Below are 15,693 nucleotides of genomic sequence, written 5' to 3' on the forward strand. Positions count from 1 at the left end.
ATGGAAGCCTTCACCACCCACACCGGCCGGGCCGTCCCGCTGCGCCGCAGCAACGTCGACACCGACCAGATCATCCCGGCCCACTGGCTGAAGAAGATCACCCGCGACGGGTTCGAGGACGGCCTCTTCGAGGCCTGGCGCAAGGACCCGGAGTTCGTGACGAACCGCCCCGAGCGGGCGGGCGCGACCGTACTGGTCGCCGGCCCCGACTTCGGTACGGGCTCCTCGCGCGAGCACGCCGTCTGGGCCCTGCAGAACTTCGGCTTCAAGACGGTCATCTCCGCCCGCTTCGCCGACATCTTCCGCGGCAACTCGCTGAAGAACGGTCTGCTGACCGTCGTCCTGCCGCAGGAGACCGTTGACCGGCTCTGGGAGCTGACCGAGGCCGACCCCACCGCCGAAATCACCGTCGACCTCGTGGACCGCAAGGTCCGAGCCGAAGGTGTCGAGGCGGAGTTCGAACTCGACGACAACGCCCGCTGGCGTCTCCTGGAGGGGCTGGACGACATCTCGCTCACCCTTCAGAACGAAGGGGACATCGACGCTTACGAAAGCACCCGCCCCTCCTTCAAGCCGCAGACGATTCGGGCGTGATTCCGGCCTGATCAGCGCTTATTCACCTTCGGGTGATCACATCGGCAACACGGTGCCCCCCGCCTTCAGGCGGGGGGCACCGCCGTATGTTGAGGCCCCGTGAGGCGACAACTCGCCCCAGATGGCACAATCTGTGCATGGAACGCGACAGTCAACTCGAGCTCTACGAACTCGTCGCGGACCGGCTGAAAGAAGCACACACAAGGGTGCGCACACTGCAAGTCCCGGAGGGCGTAAGGATGGCGCTGTCCCGGAAGCTGTTGGTCGTCACTGCCGCGGCGAAGCACGATCTCGTCGATGCGGCAAGGCGCCTGGACAGGTTGATGAAGGACCTCGACGAGGGTCGATTCCCTGAAGGCGACTGATGCGAAGGAACTCCGTAACGGCCTACAACGTTGCGGCACTAGGGTGATTAGCCCGTTTCGTGTTTGATTTGCGGTATATATCCGCCTAACGTGCGAAATAAGCTTGAACACATTCGTTCTGGCGAAGTCTCCGAAGGGGAAGACGTGAACAAGGCGCAGCTCGTAGAAGCGATTGCCGACAAGGTTGGCGGCCGCCAGCAGGCCGCGGACGCTGTCGACGCGGTACTCGACGCGATCGTCCGCGCGGTCGTCGCGGGCGACCGGGTCTCGGTCACGGGCTTCGGCTCGTTCGAGAAGGTCGAGCGGCCGGCCCGGTACGCCCGTAACCCGCAGACGGGTGAGCGCGTCCGGGTCAAGAAGACCTCGGTTCCCCGCTTCCGTGCGGGTCAGGGCTTCAAGGACCTGGTCAGCGGCACCAAGAAGCTCCCCAAGGGCGGCGAGGTGTCCGTGAAGAAGGCGCCGAAGGGCAGCCTGTCGGGCGGCTCCGCCTCGGTGACGGTCAAGAAGGCCGCGGCCAAGAAGGCCACGACCGTCAAGAAGGCGGCGGCGAAGACCGCGGTGGCGAAGAAGGCCACGCCGGCCGCGAAGAAGACCACGGCGAAGAAGACCACGGCGACCGCCAAGAAGACGACCGCGGTCGCGAAGAAGGCCACGCCGGCCAAGAAGACCACCGCCGTCAAGGCGACCACGGCGAAGAAGGCCACGGCCACCGCCAAGAAGACCGCGCCGGCGGCCAAGAAGGCCACCCCGGCGACCAAGGCGCCCGCCACGAAGAAGGCGACGGCGCGCAAGACCACCGCGAAGAAGACCACCGCCCGCAAGAAGTAAGGGGCACGAGTCACACACGCCGGGCCGGCTTCCCCCACGGGGGAAGCCGGCCCGCGGTGCGTTCCGCCGGGGCCGTCCGCCCCGCGTCGGCGCAGGTCAGAAGGTTTGCAGGGTCACCAGGGTGATGCGCAGCGCAGGGCCTTCGCCGTCCGTCTCGACGCGGACGCGCTGGCCGGGACGCAGCAGCAGCAGACCGCCCGCGTCGAAGGCGGCGGCCTCGAAGGGCACCGGGGTGCCGTCGTCCAGCAGCACACTGCCGCTGCGGGTCCGGGAGTCGTACGTGTACGCGGTCGCCTGCATACGGGCACTGTATCGGGCCGTGTGCCGCCCCACGCCGAGGGAGAGGGCCGTCCTCAGGTCCGCCGCCGTGTCCACGTCCCTGCGCACGCTGTCGACGTCCGGCAGGGCGATTTCCACCGCCCCCGACGCCGAATGGCGGGCCCGGGACGGGCCGCCGAACGCGGGTGCCAATTCCACGCCGGGGCCGGCGGAAAGCAGGGTCGTCCCGATTCCCGCCGCATCCGCCAGGAATGCCCGGGGAAATGTCGCGGCGCGGTCGAGCACCCGTAGCAATTCGGACGGGCGCAGGGCGGGCAGATCCGCGTTGACCGCCGCGAGACGGGCCCCCGGCCGGCCCGCGCGCACCGCCCGCGCGCCGTGGTCCAGCGCGGCGTTGAGACCGGCCCCCGGGGCATCGGGAAGGATCCGCGCCCCCAGCCCGGCGAGTTCCGCACCGGCCGTGGGGTCGTTCGTGACGACCACCACATCCAGGACCGAAGCGCAGGCCAGCGCCCCCGCCACGGTGTCCTGGGCGAAGGCCAGCGCCAGCCCGGCGCGGGAGGTGCCGACCGCCGCCGCGAGACGGCTCTTGGCCAGTGCCAAGGGCTTCAGCGGTACGACGAGACTCCAGTCGGCGTTCGTGACGCACCCCTTCCCTCCGGTGCGCTCGCGCACCCGCCCAGGCCGTCGGCGGGCCGCGGCCCGGCCCCCGGTCGGCCCATTGTCGCCGCAGAGCGGCCGGAGGGAGCCCCGGCGGTGCGAGCGGGGCGTACGGTGTCCTCGACAGAGATCGGACCCGGAGCGACACTTGTCCGGCCCACAAGGTGCCGAGGCCACGCACCGGTCCTAGAGGAAGGTGTCCGAGTGCCCCGCCGCAGAATCGGCTTCTGGTACCGCCTGGCGGCGGTCATCGCAAAACCGCCGCTGGTAGTGCTCTTCAAGCGGGACTGGCGGGGAATGGATCACATTCCGGCCGAGGGCGGATTTATCACCGCCGTCAATCACAACTCGTATCTGGACCCGCTCTCCTACGCGCACTTCCAGTACAACACCGGCCGGGTGCCGCGATTGCTCGCGAAGGCCGGCCTCTTCAAGGTGCCTTTCGTGGGCATGATCCTCCGCGGCTCCGGCCAGATCCCCGTCTACCGGGAGACCACCAACGCCCTGGACGCATTCCGGGCGGCCGTCGCCGCCATCGAGCGCGGCGAATGCGTGGCCTTTTACCCGGAAGGCACGCTCACCCGCGATCCCGAGATGTGGCCGATGGCCGGAAAGAGCGGCGCCGCCCGCGTGGCGCTGATCACCAAGGCCCCCGTCATTCCGGTGGCCCAGTGGGGCGCCAACCTGGCGATGCCGCCGTACGCCACCGAGAACAAGCTCCGGCTGTTCCCGCGCAAGACCCTCCAGGTCCTCGCAGGGCCGCCCGTCGACCTTTCGGCGTACTACGACCGGGAACCCACCCCGGAGGTCCTCAAGGGGGCCACCGAGGCCATCATGGCCGACATCACCAAGCTCCTGGAGGAGCTGCGCGGACAGAGTGCGCCCGCGCAGCCCTACGACCACCGCAAGGCCAGGGCGCAGCAGCGGCGAGACGCCGCGGGGAAGGGCGACAAGTGACACGTCCCGTGAAGGCGGCCGTCTTCGGAACCGGCTCCTGGGGCACCGCCTTCGGCATGGTGCTCGCCGACGCCGGCTGCGAGGTGACCCTGTGGGGCCGCCGCCGGGAACTCGCCGACGCCGTCAACAACGGCCGGACGAACCCGGACTACTTCCCCGGCGTCGAACTGCCCGCCAACCTGCGGGCCACCACGGACGCGGCCGAGGCCGCCCGGGACGCCGACTTCGCCGTCCTGGCCATCCCCTCGCAGACCCTGCGCGAGAACCTCGCGGCCTGGGCCCCCCTGCTGCCCGCCGACGCCGTGCTCGTCTCCCTGATGAAGGGCATCGAACTCGGCAGCGCCAAGCGGATGAGCGAGGTCATCGAAGAGGTGGCCAAGGTCCCCGCCGAGCGCGTCGCCGTCGTCACCGGCCCGAACCTGGCCCGCGAGATCGTCGACCGGCAGCCCGCCGCCTCCGTCGTCGCCTGTGTGGACGAGTCCGTGGCGCGGCGCCTCCAGGCCGCCTGCCACACCCCGTACTTCCGCCCGTACACGAGCACCGACGTCATCGGCTGCGAGCTCGGCGGCGCCGTCAAGAACGTCATCGGCCTCGCCGTCGGCATCGCGGACGGGATGGGCCTGGGGGACAACACCAAGGGCTCGCTCATCACCCGCGGACTCGCCGAAGCCACCCGGCTGGGCCTGGCCATGGGCGCCGATCCGCTGACCTTCTCCGGCCTCGCGGGGCTCGGCGACCTCGTCGCCACCTGCTCCTCGCCGCTCTCCCGGAACCACACCTTCGGCACCAACCTGGGGCGCGGGATGACCCTGGAGGAGACCATCGCGGTCACCAAGCAGACCGCCGAGGGAGTCAAGTCCTGCCAGTCGGTGGCGGATCTGGCCGGCCGCTACGGGGTGGACATGCCGATCACCGACACGGTGGTCGACATCGTGCACCACGGCAAGCCGCCCCTGGTCGCGCTGAAGGAACTGATGGGGCGCAGCGCCAAACCGGAACGCCGCTGAGTCCTTTCCGGACGTCTGAGCGGGTACCCTCGTGGCGATATGAGCAGCGAGAACCTCCCCCAGACCCCTGAGCAGCAGGGCCGCAAGCCCCGCGTGGCCGTCGTGTTCGGCGGCCGCAGCTCGGAACACGCCATCTCGGTTGTCACGGCGGGCGCCGTGCTGCGCTCCATCGACCGTGCCAAGTACGAGGTGCTGCCCATCGGCATCACCACGGACGGCCGGTGGGCGCTGACCGCCGACGAGCCCGACCGCATGGCCATCGCGGACCGCGCCCTCCCGAACGTGGAGGCGCTCGCGGATTCCCCGGACGGCACCGTCGTGCTCTCCGTGGACCCCGCCAGCCGCGAGGTCGTCTACACCGAGCCGGGCGCCGTTCCCAAGGCACTGGGCGAGGTCGACGTCGTCTTCCCCGTCCTGCACGGCCCCTACGGCGAGGACGGCACCCTGCAGGGCCTCCTGGAGCTGTCCGGGATCCCGTACGTCGGTTCCGGCGTCCTCGCCTCGGCCGTCGGCCAGGACAAGGACTACATGAAGCGGGTGTTCACCTCCTTCGGGCTGAAGGTCGGCCCGTACGTGACCATCCGGCCCCGCGAGTGGGAGGCCGACCAGGCCGCCGCCACCGCGAAGATCCTGGACTTCGCCGGCGAGCACGGCTGGCCGCTGTTCGTGAAGCCCGCCCGGGCCGGCTCCTCCATCGGCATCACCAAGGTCGACGACCCCTCCGGGCTGGAGGAGGCCGTCCGCGAGGCCCGCCGTCACGACCCGAAGATCATCGTGGAGGCGCTGCTGCGCGGCCGCGAGATCGAGTGCGGCGTGCTGGAGTTCGAGGACGGCCCGCGGGCCAGCGTCCCGGCCGAGATCCCGCCGGTCTCCAGCCACGACTTCTACGACTTCGAGGCGAAGTACATCGACTCGGCGTCCGGACTCGTGCCCGCCCCGATGACCCCGGAGCAGACCGCCGAGGTGCAGCGGCTCGCGATCGAGGCCTTCGAGGCCGCGTCCTGCGAGGGCCTGGTGCGCGCCGACTTCTTCCTCACCGAGGACGGCGAGTTCGTGATCAACGAGATCAACACGATGCCGGGCTTCACGCCGATCTCCATGTACCCGCGCATGTGGCAGGAGTCGGGCATCGAGTACCCGGAGCTGGTGGACCGCCTGATCCAGGCGGCCCTGCGCCGCTCCACCGGGCTGCGCTAGCCGGACACCCCCCGGCCGCACCCGGCCCCGTACAGCCGACCGCCCGCCGTCCGCCCCGAGAGGGGCGGCCGACGGGCGGCGGTGTGAGCGGGGCCGGAGCGGAAGGACCGGTACCGGTTCAGTACGAGGAGATGCCCACGGGCACCGCCCCGGCCACGGCGGCGGACAGACCGACCAGCATGCCCGCGTCCGTGGCATGCTCCTTGTCGACCCGGACCTCCGTGTACGCCAGCCGCGCCCCGGTGGTGAACCGGAAGCCACCGTCGGACGTCTTCTCCAGCAGCCAGCCGACGCCGTTCACCTCGACGCCCTCCTGCTTCGGATCCGCCATCGCGGGGGGCTTGGGGATACCGCACCGCAGTACGATCGCCGAGCCGCCCCACGAGGCGGTCAGATCCGACTCCGGCTCGGTGGGGGTCCGCGCCAGACCGGCCACCGTCTCCGGGAGCCCGGCGTGCAGCTTCGCACAGAGCCCGGCGACGTCGGCCGGCGGAGCGGCCGGCGGCTCCACCCGGGCCGCGGAATCCCCCGGGGCGCAGCCCGCGAGGGCCAGCAGGGCCAGCAGGGCGGCTAGACGGAACGGCCGGCGGTGGAATGACATCACCGGCCAAGAGTAGACGGGGGCTACAGATGGACCACGGGGCAGGTCAAGGTGCGGGTGATGCCCTCCACCTGCTGGACCTTGGCGACCACCATGCGGCCGAGATCGTCGACCGTTTCGGCCTGGGCGCGCACGATCACGTCGTACGGACCCGTCACGTCCTCGGCCTGGATCACCCCCGCGATCTTCCCGATGGACTCGGCGACCAAGGACGCCTTGCCCACCTCGGTCTGGATGAGGATGTACGCCTGTACCACGGAACCTCCAGGGCGGCCACGAGGATCATTTCCCCTAACCTTCGGATGGGCCCAGGAAGATCGGGCGGGCCCGGGGAAGAAGGGACGCCACGGTACCGCGTCGCCGTACGCCGCGGGGAGACCCGCGGGCCCGGCGGCGCGCAGTGCGGGGCGCACGGAGAGCAGAAGTTGACGTATCTGTTGACGGTACCCAGAGCTGTGACGGCTCGCGACCGCAAGCGGACTTGCCAAGAAGGGGCACAGCGATGAAGGGCACTGTGGGCGAGCTGGGGGAGTTCGGGCTCATTCGGGAGCTCACCTCACGGCTCACCACCACCCCGGCGGTCCGGCTCGGACCGGGCGACGACGCCGCGGTGGTGTCGGCCCCCGACCGGCGGGTCGTGGCGAGCACGGACATCCTGCTGGAAGGCCGGCACTTCCGCCGCGACTGGTCCACCGCCTACGACGTCGGCCGCAAGGCCGCCGCGCAGAACCTGGCCGACATCGCCGCCATGGGCGCGGTGCCGACGGCCCTCCTGCTCGGCCTCGTGGTCCCGGCGGAGCTGCCGGTCACCTGGCCCACCGAGCTGATGGACGGCATCCGCGACGAATGCCAGGTCGCGGGAGCGGCCGTGGTCGGCGGCGACGTCGTGCGCGGCGACACGATCACCGTCGCCATCACCGCCCTCGGCGACCTGCGCAACCACGAGCCGGTGCTGCGCTCCGGCGCCCGGCCCGGGGACGTCGTCGCGGTCACCGGATGGCTCGGCTGGTCCGCGGCCGGCTTCGCGGTCCTCTCGCGCGGCTTCCGCTCCCCGCGGGCCTTCGTCGAGGCGCACCGCCGCCCCGAGCCTCCGTACCACGCGGGTCCGGCGGCCGCCGGACTCGGCGCCACCGCCATGACCGACGTCAGCGACGGCCTGATCGCCGACCTCGGGCACATCGCCGAGGCCAGCAAGGTGCGGATCGACGTGCGCTCGGGAGCCGTGGACATCCCCACCCAGATGCACGACATCGGCCAGGCGGTCGGCGTGGACCCGCTCCAGTGGGTGCTCACCGGCGGCGAGGACCACGCCATCGTGGCCACCTTCCCGCCCGACGTGAAGCTCCCGGCCCGCTGGAAGGTCATCGGGGAGGTCCTCAACCGATCCGCGCTGCCCCAGGTGACCGTGGACGGGGCCCCCTGGACGAGCACCGGAGGCTGGGACCACTTCGGCGCCGACCCGGCCGACGAGGACGCCGCGCGATGAACGCCGGGGCGCCCCCCGCGTGCCTGACCGTCGCCGGATCCGACTCCGGCGGCGGCGCGGGCATCCAGGCCGACCTCAAGACCATGATGGCGCTCGGGGTGCACGGCATGAGCGTGCTCACCGCCGTCACCGCGCAGAACTCGCTCGGCGTGCACGGCGTCTGGGAGCTGCCGGCCGAGGCCGTCACCGCCCAGTACCGGGCGGTGGCCGACGACATCGGGGTGCGGGCCGTCAAGACCGGGATGCTGTCCTCCGCCGTCCTGGTGGAGACGGTCGCCGGCCTGCTGGCCACCACCGAGGCCCCGGCCGTGGTGGACCCCGTCGGGGTGTCCAAGCACGGGGACCCGCTGCTCGCCGCCTCCGCGCTGGACGCCGTACGCCGGGAACTGCTGCCGCGGGCCACGGTGGCGACGCCGAACCTGGACGAGGTGACCCAGCTCACCGGGGTGCGCGTCCTCGACGAGGACGGCATGCGACGGGCCGCCGACGCCATCCTCGGCTACGGGCCCCGGTGGGCGCTGATCAAGGGCGGCCACCTCGCCGCGCACGGGAACGAGGCCGTGGACCTGCTGACGGACGGCTCGGAGGAGCTGTGGCTGCGGGCCCCCCGCCACGACAACCGGCATACGCACGGCACCGGCTGCACCCTCGCCAGCGCCATCGCGGCGGGCCTGGCCAAGGGCCTGGCCGTGCCGGAGGCGGTCACGGCGGCCAAGGAGTACGTCACCGGCGCCATCGCGGCCGGCTTCTCGCTCGGCGGCGGCATCGGCCCGGTCGACCACGCCTGGCGGCAGCGCCCCTAGACCCCGGAGCCCGCCCCGCAGGCCCATCGGGGGCGTCGGGGGCGTCGGGGGCGTCCGGGCAAGGCAAAAGGCCGGTTCACCTAGGTGAACCGGCCTTTTTGGCAACCGGAAGGGCTGCGCTTACGACGACGTAAGGCGTCAGCGCGAGACCTTGCCGGCCTTGATGCACGAGGTGCAGGCGTTGAGGCGCTTCGGCGTCCCATTGACCACGGCACGAACGCGCTGGATGTTCGGGTTCCAGCGACGCGAGGTGCGGCGGTGCGAGTGGGAGATGCTGTTGCCGAAGCTCGGCCCCTTGGCGCAAACGTCGCAGTTGGCAGCCACAGGTCACTCCAAAGACTTCAGATGCACTTACAGTGAAATCCGGCGCACCGGAATCAGAGATCTGAAGTGGCTTGCCGGACGAGTGTCCCGACTCTCGCCGGGCAACCTGAGCAGCATACAACGACTGCTTCGGTCCAAGAAAACTACCATGTCCGGGTCCCCCTCCGCCCCGGGGTCCCGGGCCGCGGGGGCGCCTTCGTTACCCTGCGGTGAACCCTGGCCCGCACAAGGAGGAACGCCCGGTGGCGCACGAGCCTGGCCCGCACACCCTCGACGCCGAAGCGGTGCGCACCTGGAGCTCGCTGGCCCTGGCCGCACTGGGCCGGGCCCGCGAGGACATCGACGCGATCAACGTCTACCCGGTCGCGGACGCCGACACCGGCACCAACCTCTACCTGACCGCCGAGTCCGCCGACCGCGCCCTGGCCGCGGCCTTCGGGGACGGCTCCGCGGATCCCGCCGGCGTGACCGAAGGCACACCCGCCGCTCCCGCCCCCACCCTCTCCGACGCCGTACGGGCCTACGCGCACGGCGCCCTGATAGGCGCCCGCGGGAACTCCGGGACGATCCTCGCCCAGCTGCTGCGCGGGGTCGCCGACGTGCTGGGCGCCGAGCCCGCGGGCCGGGCGCCCGGCCCGCTGCTGGCGCAGGCCCTGACCCGGGCCGCCGAGGAGGCGTACCAGGCCGTCGCGCACCCGGTCGAGGGCACCATGCTCACCGTCGCCGGGGCCGCCGCCCGGGCCGGATCGGCCGTCGGGGCCGTCGGAGCCGCCGCCGGGGGCGCCGCGGCGACCGCCTCCGACGTGGCCCGGGCCGCCTACGACGGGGCCCGGGCGGCCCTCGCCGAGACCCCCGGGCAGCTGGCCGCGCTGGGCCGGGCCGGGGTGGTCGACGCGGGGGGCTGCGGGCTGGTCGCCGTACTCGGGGCCCTGTGGCAGGCCCTGTCCGGGCAGGAACCCGCCGCCGAGCCGGTCCGCGGCCGGGCCGTGCCCGTACCGCAGCCGCCGAAGCCCTGCGCGCAGGAGCAGGACGGGCCCGCGTACGAGGTGATCTACCTGCTGGAGGCCGGGGAGGAGGCGGTCGGGGAGCTGCGCGCGCGACTCGACGGGCTCGGCGACTCCCTGGTGGTGGTCGGCGGCGACGGGCTGTGGAACGTCCACGTGCACGTCGACGACCCGGGCGCCGCCGTCGAGGCCGGGGTCGTCGCGGGCCGGCCGTACCGGATCCGCATCACCCACTTCGGCGACGAGCGCCGCCGCGCGACCGCCCCGCCCGTCCAGCGGGCCGTGGTCGCCGTGGTCCAGGGCGAGGGGCTGGCCGGGCTGTGCGGGGAGGCCGGCGCCACCGCCGTGCCGGCCCGCCCCGGAGAACCGCCGTCCGTCCCCGAACTGCTCGACGCGATCCGCCGGGCGCACGCCCGCGAGGTGGTCCTGCTGCCCGGAGCCGCCGAACTGCGCGCGGCCGCCGCGGCCGCCGCCGAACAGGCCCGCGCCGACGGCGTACGGGTGGCCGTCATCCCCACCCGCTCCGCGGTACAGGGCCTGGCCGCCCTCGCCGTGCACGACCCCGGGGCCAGCTTCGACGAGGACGTCGTCGCCATGACCGCGGCCGCCGGCGCCACCCGCTACGGGGAACTCGCCGTCGCCGAACGGCAGTCCTTCACCTCCGCCGGCATCTGCCAGGCCGGCGACGTGCTCGGGCTCATCGACGGGGACATCGCCGTCATCGGCCCCGGCCTGCCCGAGACCGCCGAGGCCGTCCTGGCGCGGATGCTCGGCTCCGGCGGCGAACTGGTCACCCTCGTCCTGGGACCCGAGGTCCCCGACGCCCTCGCCGCGCGCCTGGAGGAGTACGTCCAGCACGCGCACCTCGCCGTCGACACCGTCACCTACCGGGGCGGGCGGTACTCGGCGCCGCTCCTGATCGGGGTCGAATAAGGGTCGGACGGCGGGCTTGTCAGCGCGATGGTGTGCAATGGAACACGTGCCCGCGCTCGACGAAGACCTCAAGAAGACCCTCGGCCCCGCCACCGCCAAGGTGCTGGCCGAGCAGCTCGGCCTGCACACGGCCCTGGACCTGCTCCACCACTACCCCCGGCGGTACGCGGAGCGCGGCGAGCTGACCCCGCTGGCCGAGCTCGCCAACCAGCTCGACGAACACGTCACCGTCGTCGCCCAGGTCGCCGACGCCCGCGTCCTCACCTTCAACGGAGGCCGCGGCAAACGCCTCGAAGTCACCATCACCGACGGCAGCGGCCGCCTCCAGCTGGTCTTCTTCGGCGCCGGCGTCCACAAACCGCACAAGGAGCTGCTGCCCGGCACCCGCGCGATGTTCGCGGGCAAGGTCGGCATGTTCAACCGCAAGCTCCAGCTCTCCCACCCCGCCTACGAACCGCTCGGCGCGGACGCCTCCGACCAGGACGCGGCGACCGCCTTCGCCGGCCGGCTCATCCCGATCTACCCGGCCTGCGCGAAGCTGGAGTCCTGGAAGATCACCAAATGCGTCGACGCCGTCCTGCCCGGAGTCCAGGAGACCGTCGACCCCCTGCCGGCCGCCCTGCGCGAGGGCCGCGGACTGGTCCCGCTCACCGAGGCCCTCCTCAAGATCCACCGCCCCGCCAGCAAGGCCGACGTCGAGGACGCCCGCCAACGCCTGAAGTGGGACGAGGCCTTCGTCCTCCAGGTCGCCCTCGCCCGCCGCCGGCACGCCGACTCCCAGCTCCCGGCCGTCCCGCGCCGCCCCGCCCCCGGCGGCCTGCTGGACGCCTTCGACGCCACCCTGCCCTTCACCCTCACCGACGGCCAGCGCCACGTCTCGAAGGAGATCTTCGACGACCTCGCCACCTGCCACCCCATGCACCGCCTCCTCCAGGGCGAGGTCGGCAGCGGCAAGACCATGGTCGCCCTGCGCGCCATGCTCGCCGTGGTCGACAGCGGCGGGCAGGCCGCGATGCTCGCGCCCACCGAAGTGCTCGCCCAGCAGCACCACCGGTCCATCACCGAGATGATGGGCGAGCTCGCCGAGGGCGGCCTGCTCGGCGGCTCCGACCTGGGGACCAAGGTGGTCCTGCTCACCGGCTCCATGGGCATGCCCGCCCGCCGTCAGGCCCTGCTCGACCTGGTCACCGGCGAGGCCGGCATCGTCATCGGCACGCACGCGCTGATCGAGGACAAGGTCCGCTTCCACGACCTCGGCCTCGTCGTCGTCGACGAACAGCACCGGTTCGGCGTCGAACAGCGCGACGCCCTGCGCTCCAAGGGCAAGCAGCCCCCGCACCTGCTGGTCATGACGGCGACCCCGATCCCGCGCACCGTCGCGATGACCGTCTTCGGCGACCTGGAGACCTCCGTCCTCGACCAGCTCCCGGCCGGCCGCTCCCCGATCGCCACCCACGTCGTACCCGCCAAGGACAAGCCCCACTTCCTCACCCGGGCCTGGGAACGCGTCCGCGAGGAGGTCGAGAACGGCCACCAGGCGTACGTCGTCTGCCCCCGGATCGGAGACGGCGAGGACGAACCCAAGAAGAAGAAGGCCGCGCAGGAGGACGACGACAAGCGGCCCCCGCTCGCCGTCCTGGAGATCGCCGGGCAGCTCTCGCAGGGACCCCTCGCCGGGCTCCGCGTCGAAGTCCTGCACGGGCGGATGGACCCCGCCGACAAGGACGACGTCATGCGCCGCTTCGCGGCCGGCGAGGTCCACGTGCTCGTCGCCACCACGGTCATCGAGGTCGGCGTGAACGTCCCCAACTCCACCGTCATGGTGATCATGGACGCGGACCGCTTCGGCGTCTCCCAGCTCCACCAGCTGCGCGGCCGCGTCGGCCGGGGCTCCGCGCCGGGCCTGTGTCTGCTGGTCAGCGAGATGCACGAGGCCAGCCCCGCCCGCGCCCGGCTCGCCGCCGTCGCCGCCACCCTCGACGGCTTCGAACTCTCCCGGATCGACCTGGAACAGCGCCGCGAGGGCGACGTCCTCGGCCAGGCGCAGTCGGGCGTGCGCTCCTCGCTGCGCATGCTCGCCGTCATCGAGGACGAGGAGGTCATCGCCCAGGCCCGGGAGGAGGCCACCCGCGTGGTCGGCGCCGACCCCGAGCTGGCGGGCCTCCCCGGGCTGCGCACCGCGCTGGACGCGCTCCTGGACACCGAGCGGGAGCGGTACCTGGAGAAGGGCTGACAATGGGGGTGCCCGTTGTACGAACCCCCGGACACCGAAGGACCCCAGATGACCCGCGTGATCGCCGGCACCGCCGGCGGGCGGCGGCTGACCGTGCCGCCCGGCACCGGCACCCGCCCGACCTCCGACCGGATGCGCGAAGGGCTCTTCTCCACCTGGGAGTCACTGCACGGCGTGGAGGGCTCGCGGGTCCTCGACCTCTACGGCGGCTCCGGCGCCGTGGGTCTCGAAGCCCTCTCCCGGGGCGCGGCCCACGCCCTGCTGGTCGAGGCCGACGCCAAGGCCGCCAAGGCCATCCGGGAGAACATCGCGGCCCTGGGCCTGCCCGGCGCCGAATTCCGGGCGGGCAAGGCCGAGCAGGTGGTGGCGGCCGCCGCGCAGGCAGACCCGTACGACGTGGTCTTCCTGGACCCGCCGTACGCCGTCGAGCACGCCGAGCTGGGGGAGATCCTCCTCACACTCCGCTCCAACGGCTGGCTCACGGGCGATGCGCTCGTCACCGTGGAGCGCAGCACGAGGAGCGGGGCGTTCCCGTGGCCCGAGGGTTTCGAGGCGCTCCGGTCCCGCAAGTACGGCGAAGGCACCCTTTGGTACGGTCGCGCCGCCTTCACCAGCGAAGTTTCATGATGCCCGCACCGGGGAGCGAGGGAATTCAGTTGCGCCGCGCCGTCTGTCCGGGGTCGTTCGACCCCATCACCAACGGGCACCTCGACATCATCGGCCGGGCCTCCCGGCTCTACGACGTGGTCCACGTCGCCGTGATGATCAACCAGTCCAAGAAGGGCCTGTTCACGGTCGAGGAGCGGATCGAGATGATCCGCGAGGCCACCGCCGACTACGGCAACGTGGAGGTCGAGTCCTTCCACGGACTGCTCGTGGACTTCTGCAAGCAGCGGGACATCCCCGCCATCGTCAAGGGCCTGCGCGCCGTCAGCGACTTCGACTACGAACTCCAGATGGCCCAGATGAACATGGGACTGTCGGGCGTCGAAACGCTGTTCGTGCCGACCAACCCCACGTACAGCTTCCTGTCGTCCTCCCTGGTCAAGGAGGTCGCGACCTGGGGCGGCGACGTCGCCCACCTGCTGCCCGCGCACGTGCACGCGGCGCTGACCGAGCGGCTGCGCGCGAAGTGACCCGGCGGCGGCCGGACCGGGCTCACCCGGTCCGCGCCGCACCCGCGTCCGGTGGCCCTACAGTCGTCTCGTCAGCGGTCCCGTCCGGCACAGGACCCGTCCGAGGCAGAGAGAGTGCGAGCCCCCATGGACGTACAGAAGAAGCTCGACGAGATCGTCGCGGCCGTCGGCGGCGCCCGGTCCATGCCCATGTCGGCTTCCTGCGTGATCAACCGCTCGGAGCTCCTCGACCGGCTGCAGGAGGTGCGCGAGGCCCTGCCCGGCTCGCTCGCCCAGGCCCGTGAGCTGATCGGCGGGCGCGAGCAGCTGGTCGAGGAGGCCCGGCGCGAGGCGGAGCGGATCATCGAGTCCGCCCACGCCCAGCGCGGCTCGCTGATCTCGGACACGGAGATCGCCCGCCGCTCGCAGGCCGAGGCCGACCGGATCCTGGCCGAGGCGCGCCGGGAGGCCGCGGAGATCCGGGCCGAGGCGGACGACTACGTCGACAGCAAGCTCGCCAACTTCGAGGTCGTGCTCAGCAAGACGATCGGCTCGGTGGACCGCGGCCGCGAGAAGCTCCTGGGCCGCGGCCCGGGCCTGGACGAGCAGGGCTTCGCGGACACGGACGCCCCCGAGCGCAGCCACGACCCGCAGGTGCAGCGCCAGCAGGCGGACGCGTACGTGGACACCAAGCTGGCGACCTTCGAGGCAGTGCTCGCCAAGACCCTGGAGGCCGTCGGCCGGGGCCGCCAGAAGCTGCTCGGCCGGGTCCCCACCGACGACCTCGGGGCGCACATGGCCGCCCAGGACGCGGCCGGCGCCGCGGGGGTCCGCCCGTCGAGCGACGCGGACTTCCTGGCCGGTCTCGCCGAGCCGGCCCCCGAAGCGGTCCGCGCGCAGATCCCCGCACAGATCTCCGCGCAGACGCAGCAGCCCGCACCGCAGTACGACGGGTACGCCTATCCGCAGCAGCCGGCCGTCCACCAGCAGGACGGCTACGGCTACCAGGACCCGTACGCGGGCCAGCCCTACGGGGTCCAGCAGCAGCCCGACGCCTACGCGGCCTACCAGCAGCAGCCGGATCCGTACGCCGCCTACCAGCAGCCCCAGGCCCCTCAGCAGGCGCAGCAGACGCAGCAGATGCACCAGCAGCCGCAGCAGCCCGCGCTCGACGAGACCAGCTTCTTCGACACGAGCATGATCAACCTGGATCAGCTGCGCCAGTACGAGCAGGGGCGCTGACCCGGATTGGGCTCAGAGCGAAGCGCCGGGTATCCTGGCTCTTCGGTCGCGCGTATGCACCGCGA

16 protein-coding genes and 1 pseudogene are annotated in these 15,693 nt (G+C 72.2%); 13 read left to right on the plus strand and 4 right to left on the minus strand.

The features are described from left to right. The 3 genes from leuD (at nt 1) to ACFYYT_RS07420 (ending at nt 1,787) form a co-directional block, all read left to right on the plus strand. Nucleotides 1–594: a 3-isopropylmalate dehydratase small subunit gene (gene leuD, locus ACFYYT_RS07410; protein WP_351830589.1), complete on the plus strand. Its 594-nt coding sequence runs from the start codon at nt 1–3 to the stop codon at nt 592–594. Between the two features lie 137 nt (nt 595–731). Beyond that, nucleotides 732–959 (plus strand): hypothetical protein, encoded by a 228-nt coding sequence (locus tag ACFYYT_RS07415; protein ID WP_351830586.1) that lies wholly within the window; start codon nt 732–734, stop codon nt 957–959. A 144-nt stretch (nt 960–1,103) separates the two neighbouring features. Continuing rightward, the gene (locus tag ACFYYT_RS07420) at nt 1,104–1,787 is read left to right on the plus strand and encodes an HU family DNA-binding protein (RefSeq protein ID WP_351830584.1); all 684 of its coding nucleotides are present in this window, start codon (nt 1,104–1,106) and stop codon (nt 1,785–1,787) included. Between the two features lie 315 nt (nt 1,788–2,102). Here ACFYYT_RS07420 and cofC read toward each other — a convergent pair. Beyond that, nucleotides 2,103–2,741, minus strand: a pseudogene (gene cofC / locus ACFYYT_RS07425) (2-phospho-L-lactate guanylyltransferase); the annotation flags it as partial. 189 nt (nt 2,742–2,930) lie between these two features. Between cofC and ACFYYT_RS07430 the strand changes: the two are divergent. Genes ACFYYT_RS07430 through ACFYYT_RS07440 form a run of 3 tightly spaced genes read left to right on the plus strand, consistent with a single transcriptional unit; the run spans nt 2,931 to nt 5,887 of the window. After that, on the plus strand, nt 2,931–3,683 hold the full coding sequence (locus ACFYYT_RS07430; protein ID WP_351830581.1) for a lysophospholipid acyltransferase family protein: 753 nt from the start codon (nt 2,931–2,933) through the stop codon (nt 3,681–3,683). Further along, nucleotides 3,680–4,690, plus strand: a complete 1,011-nt coding sequence (locus ACFYYT_RS07435) for an NAD(P)H-dependent glycerol-3-phosphate dehydrogenase (RefSeq protein WP_351830579.1) — start codon at nt 3,680–3,682, stop codon at nt 4,688–4,690. Before ACFYYT_RS07430 ends, ACFYYT_RS07435 begins: the two co-directional genes overlap by 4 nt. Nucleotides 4,691–4,729: 39 nt before the next feature. Further along, the gene (locus ACFYYT_RS07440) at nt 4,730–5,887 is read left to right on the plus strand and encodes a D-alanine--D-alanine ligase family protein (RefSeq protein WP_388607101.1); all 1,158 of its coding nucleotides are present in this window, start codon (nt 4,730–4,732) and stop codon (nt 5,885–5,887) included. 118 nt (nt 5,888–6,005) lie between these two features. Here the strand turns inward: ACFYYT_RS07440 and ACFYYT_RS07445 are convergent, their stop codons facing one another. Continuing rightward, complete coding sequence (locus tag ACFYYT_RS07445; RefSeq protein WP_351829762.1) at nt 6,006–6,488, minus strand: DUF3515 family protein; 483 nt, start codon at nt 6,486–6,488, stop codon at nt 6,006–6,008. 23 nt (nt 6,489–6,511) lie between these two features. Continuing rightward, nucleotides 6,512–6,745 carry an Lrp/AsnC ligand binding domain-containing protein gene (locus tag ACFYYT_RS07450; protein ID WP_351829759.1) on the minus strand — a complete coding sequence of 78 codons (234 nt, stop codon included), beginning with the start codon at nt 6,743–6,745 and terminating at the stop codon, nt 6,512–6,514. Nucleotides 6,746–6,990: 245 nt separating this feature from the next. Between ACFYYT_RS07450 and ACFYYT_RS07455 the strand changes: the two genes are divergently transcribed. Both ACFYYT_RS07455 and thiD read left to right on the plus strand, forming a co-directional pair. Then, nucleotides 6,991–7,974, plus strand: a complete 984-nt coding sequence (locus ACFYYT_RS07455) for a thiamine-phosphate kinase (RefSeq protein WP_351829758.1) — start codon at nt 6,991–6,993, stop codon at nt 7,972–7,974. Further along, entirely contained in the window at nt 7,971–8,777 is an 807-nt protein-coding gene (thiD, locus tag ACFYYT_RS07460) for a bifunctional hydroxymethylpyrimidine kinase/phosphomethylpyrimidine kinase (protein WP_351829757.1), read from the plus strand. The genes ACFYYT_RS07455 and thiD overlap by 4 nt, the downstream gene beginning before the upstream one ends. A gap of 138 nt (nt 8,778–8,915) precedes the next feature. Here the strand turns inward: thiD and rpmB are convergent, their stop codons facing one another. Further along, entirely contained in the window at nt 8,916–9,101 is a 186-nt protein-coding gene (rpmB, locus tag ACFYYT_RS07465; protein WP_073911113.1) for a 50S ribosomal protein L28, read from the minus strand. Between the two features lie 242 nt (nt 9,102–9,343). Here rpmB and ACFYYT_RS07470 point away from each other — a divergent pair, with 242 nt between their 5' ends. The 5 genes from ACFYYT_RS07470 to ACFYYT_RS07490 all read left to right on the plus strand — a co-directional run bounded on the left by ACFYYT_RS07470 (nt 9,344) and on the right by ACFYYT_RS07490 (nt 15,628). Continuing rightward, nucleotides 9,344–11,038 (plus strand): DAK2 domain-containing protein, encoded by a 1,695-nt coding sequence (locus tag ACFYYT_RS07470; RefSeq protein WP_351829754.1) that lies wholly within the window; start codon nt 9,344–9,346, stop codon nt 11,036–11,038. A 37-nt stretch (nt 11,039–11,075) separates the two neighbouring features. Then, entirely contained in the window at nt 11,076–13,271 is a 2,196-nt protein-coding gene (gene recG / locus ACFYYT_RS07475) for an ATP-dependent DNA helicase RecG (RefSeq protein WP_351829751.1), read from the plus strand. Between the two features lie 48 nt (nt 13,272–13,319). Continuing rightward, nucleotides 13,320–13,898, plus strand: coding sequence for a 16S rRNA (guanine(966)-N(2))-methyltransferase RsmD (rsmD, locus tag ACFYYT_RS07480; RefSeq protein ID WP_351829748.1), 579 nt, complete (start codon nt 13,320–13,322; stop codon nt 13,896–13,898). Nucleotides 13,899–13,927: 29 nt separating this feature from the next. After that, complete coding sequence (gene coaD / locus ACFYYT_RS07485; RefSeq protein ID WP_351829746.1) at nt 13,928–14,407, plus strand: pantetheine-phosphate adenylyltransferase; 480 nt, start codon at nt 13,928–13,930, stop codon at nt 14,405–14,407. Nucleotides 14,408–14,533: 126 nt separating this feature from the next. After that, nucleotides 14,534–15,628 carry a cell division initiation protein gene (locus ACFYYT_RS07490; protein ID WP_351829743.1) on the plus strand — a complete coding sequence of 365 codons (1,095 nt, stop codon included), beginning with the start codon at nt 14,534–14,536 and terminating at the stop codon, nt 15,626–15,628. The last annotated feature ends 65 nt before the right edge of the window (nt 15,629–15,693 follow it).

It is taken from the genome of Streptomyces sp. NPDC002032 (assembly GCF_042890765.1).
Classification (GTDB): Bacteria; Actinomycetota; Actinomycetes; order Streptomycetales; family Streptomycetaceae; genus Streptomyces.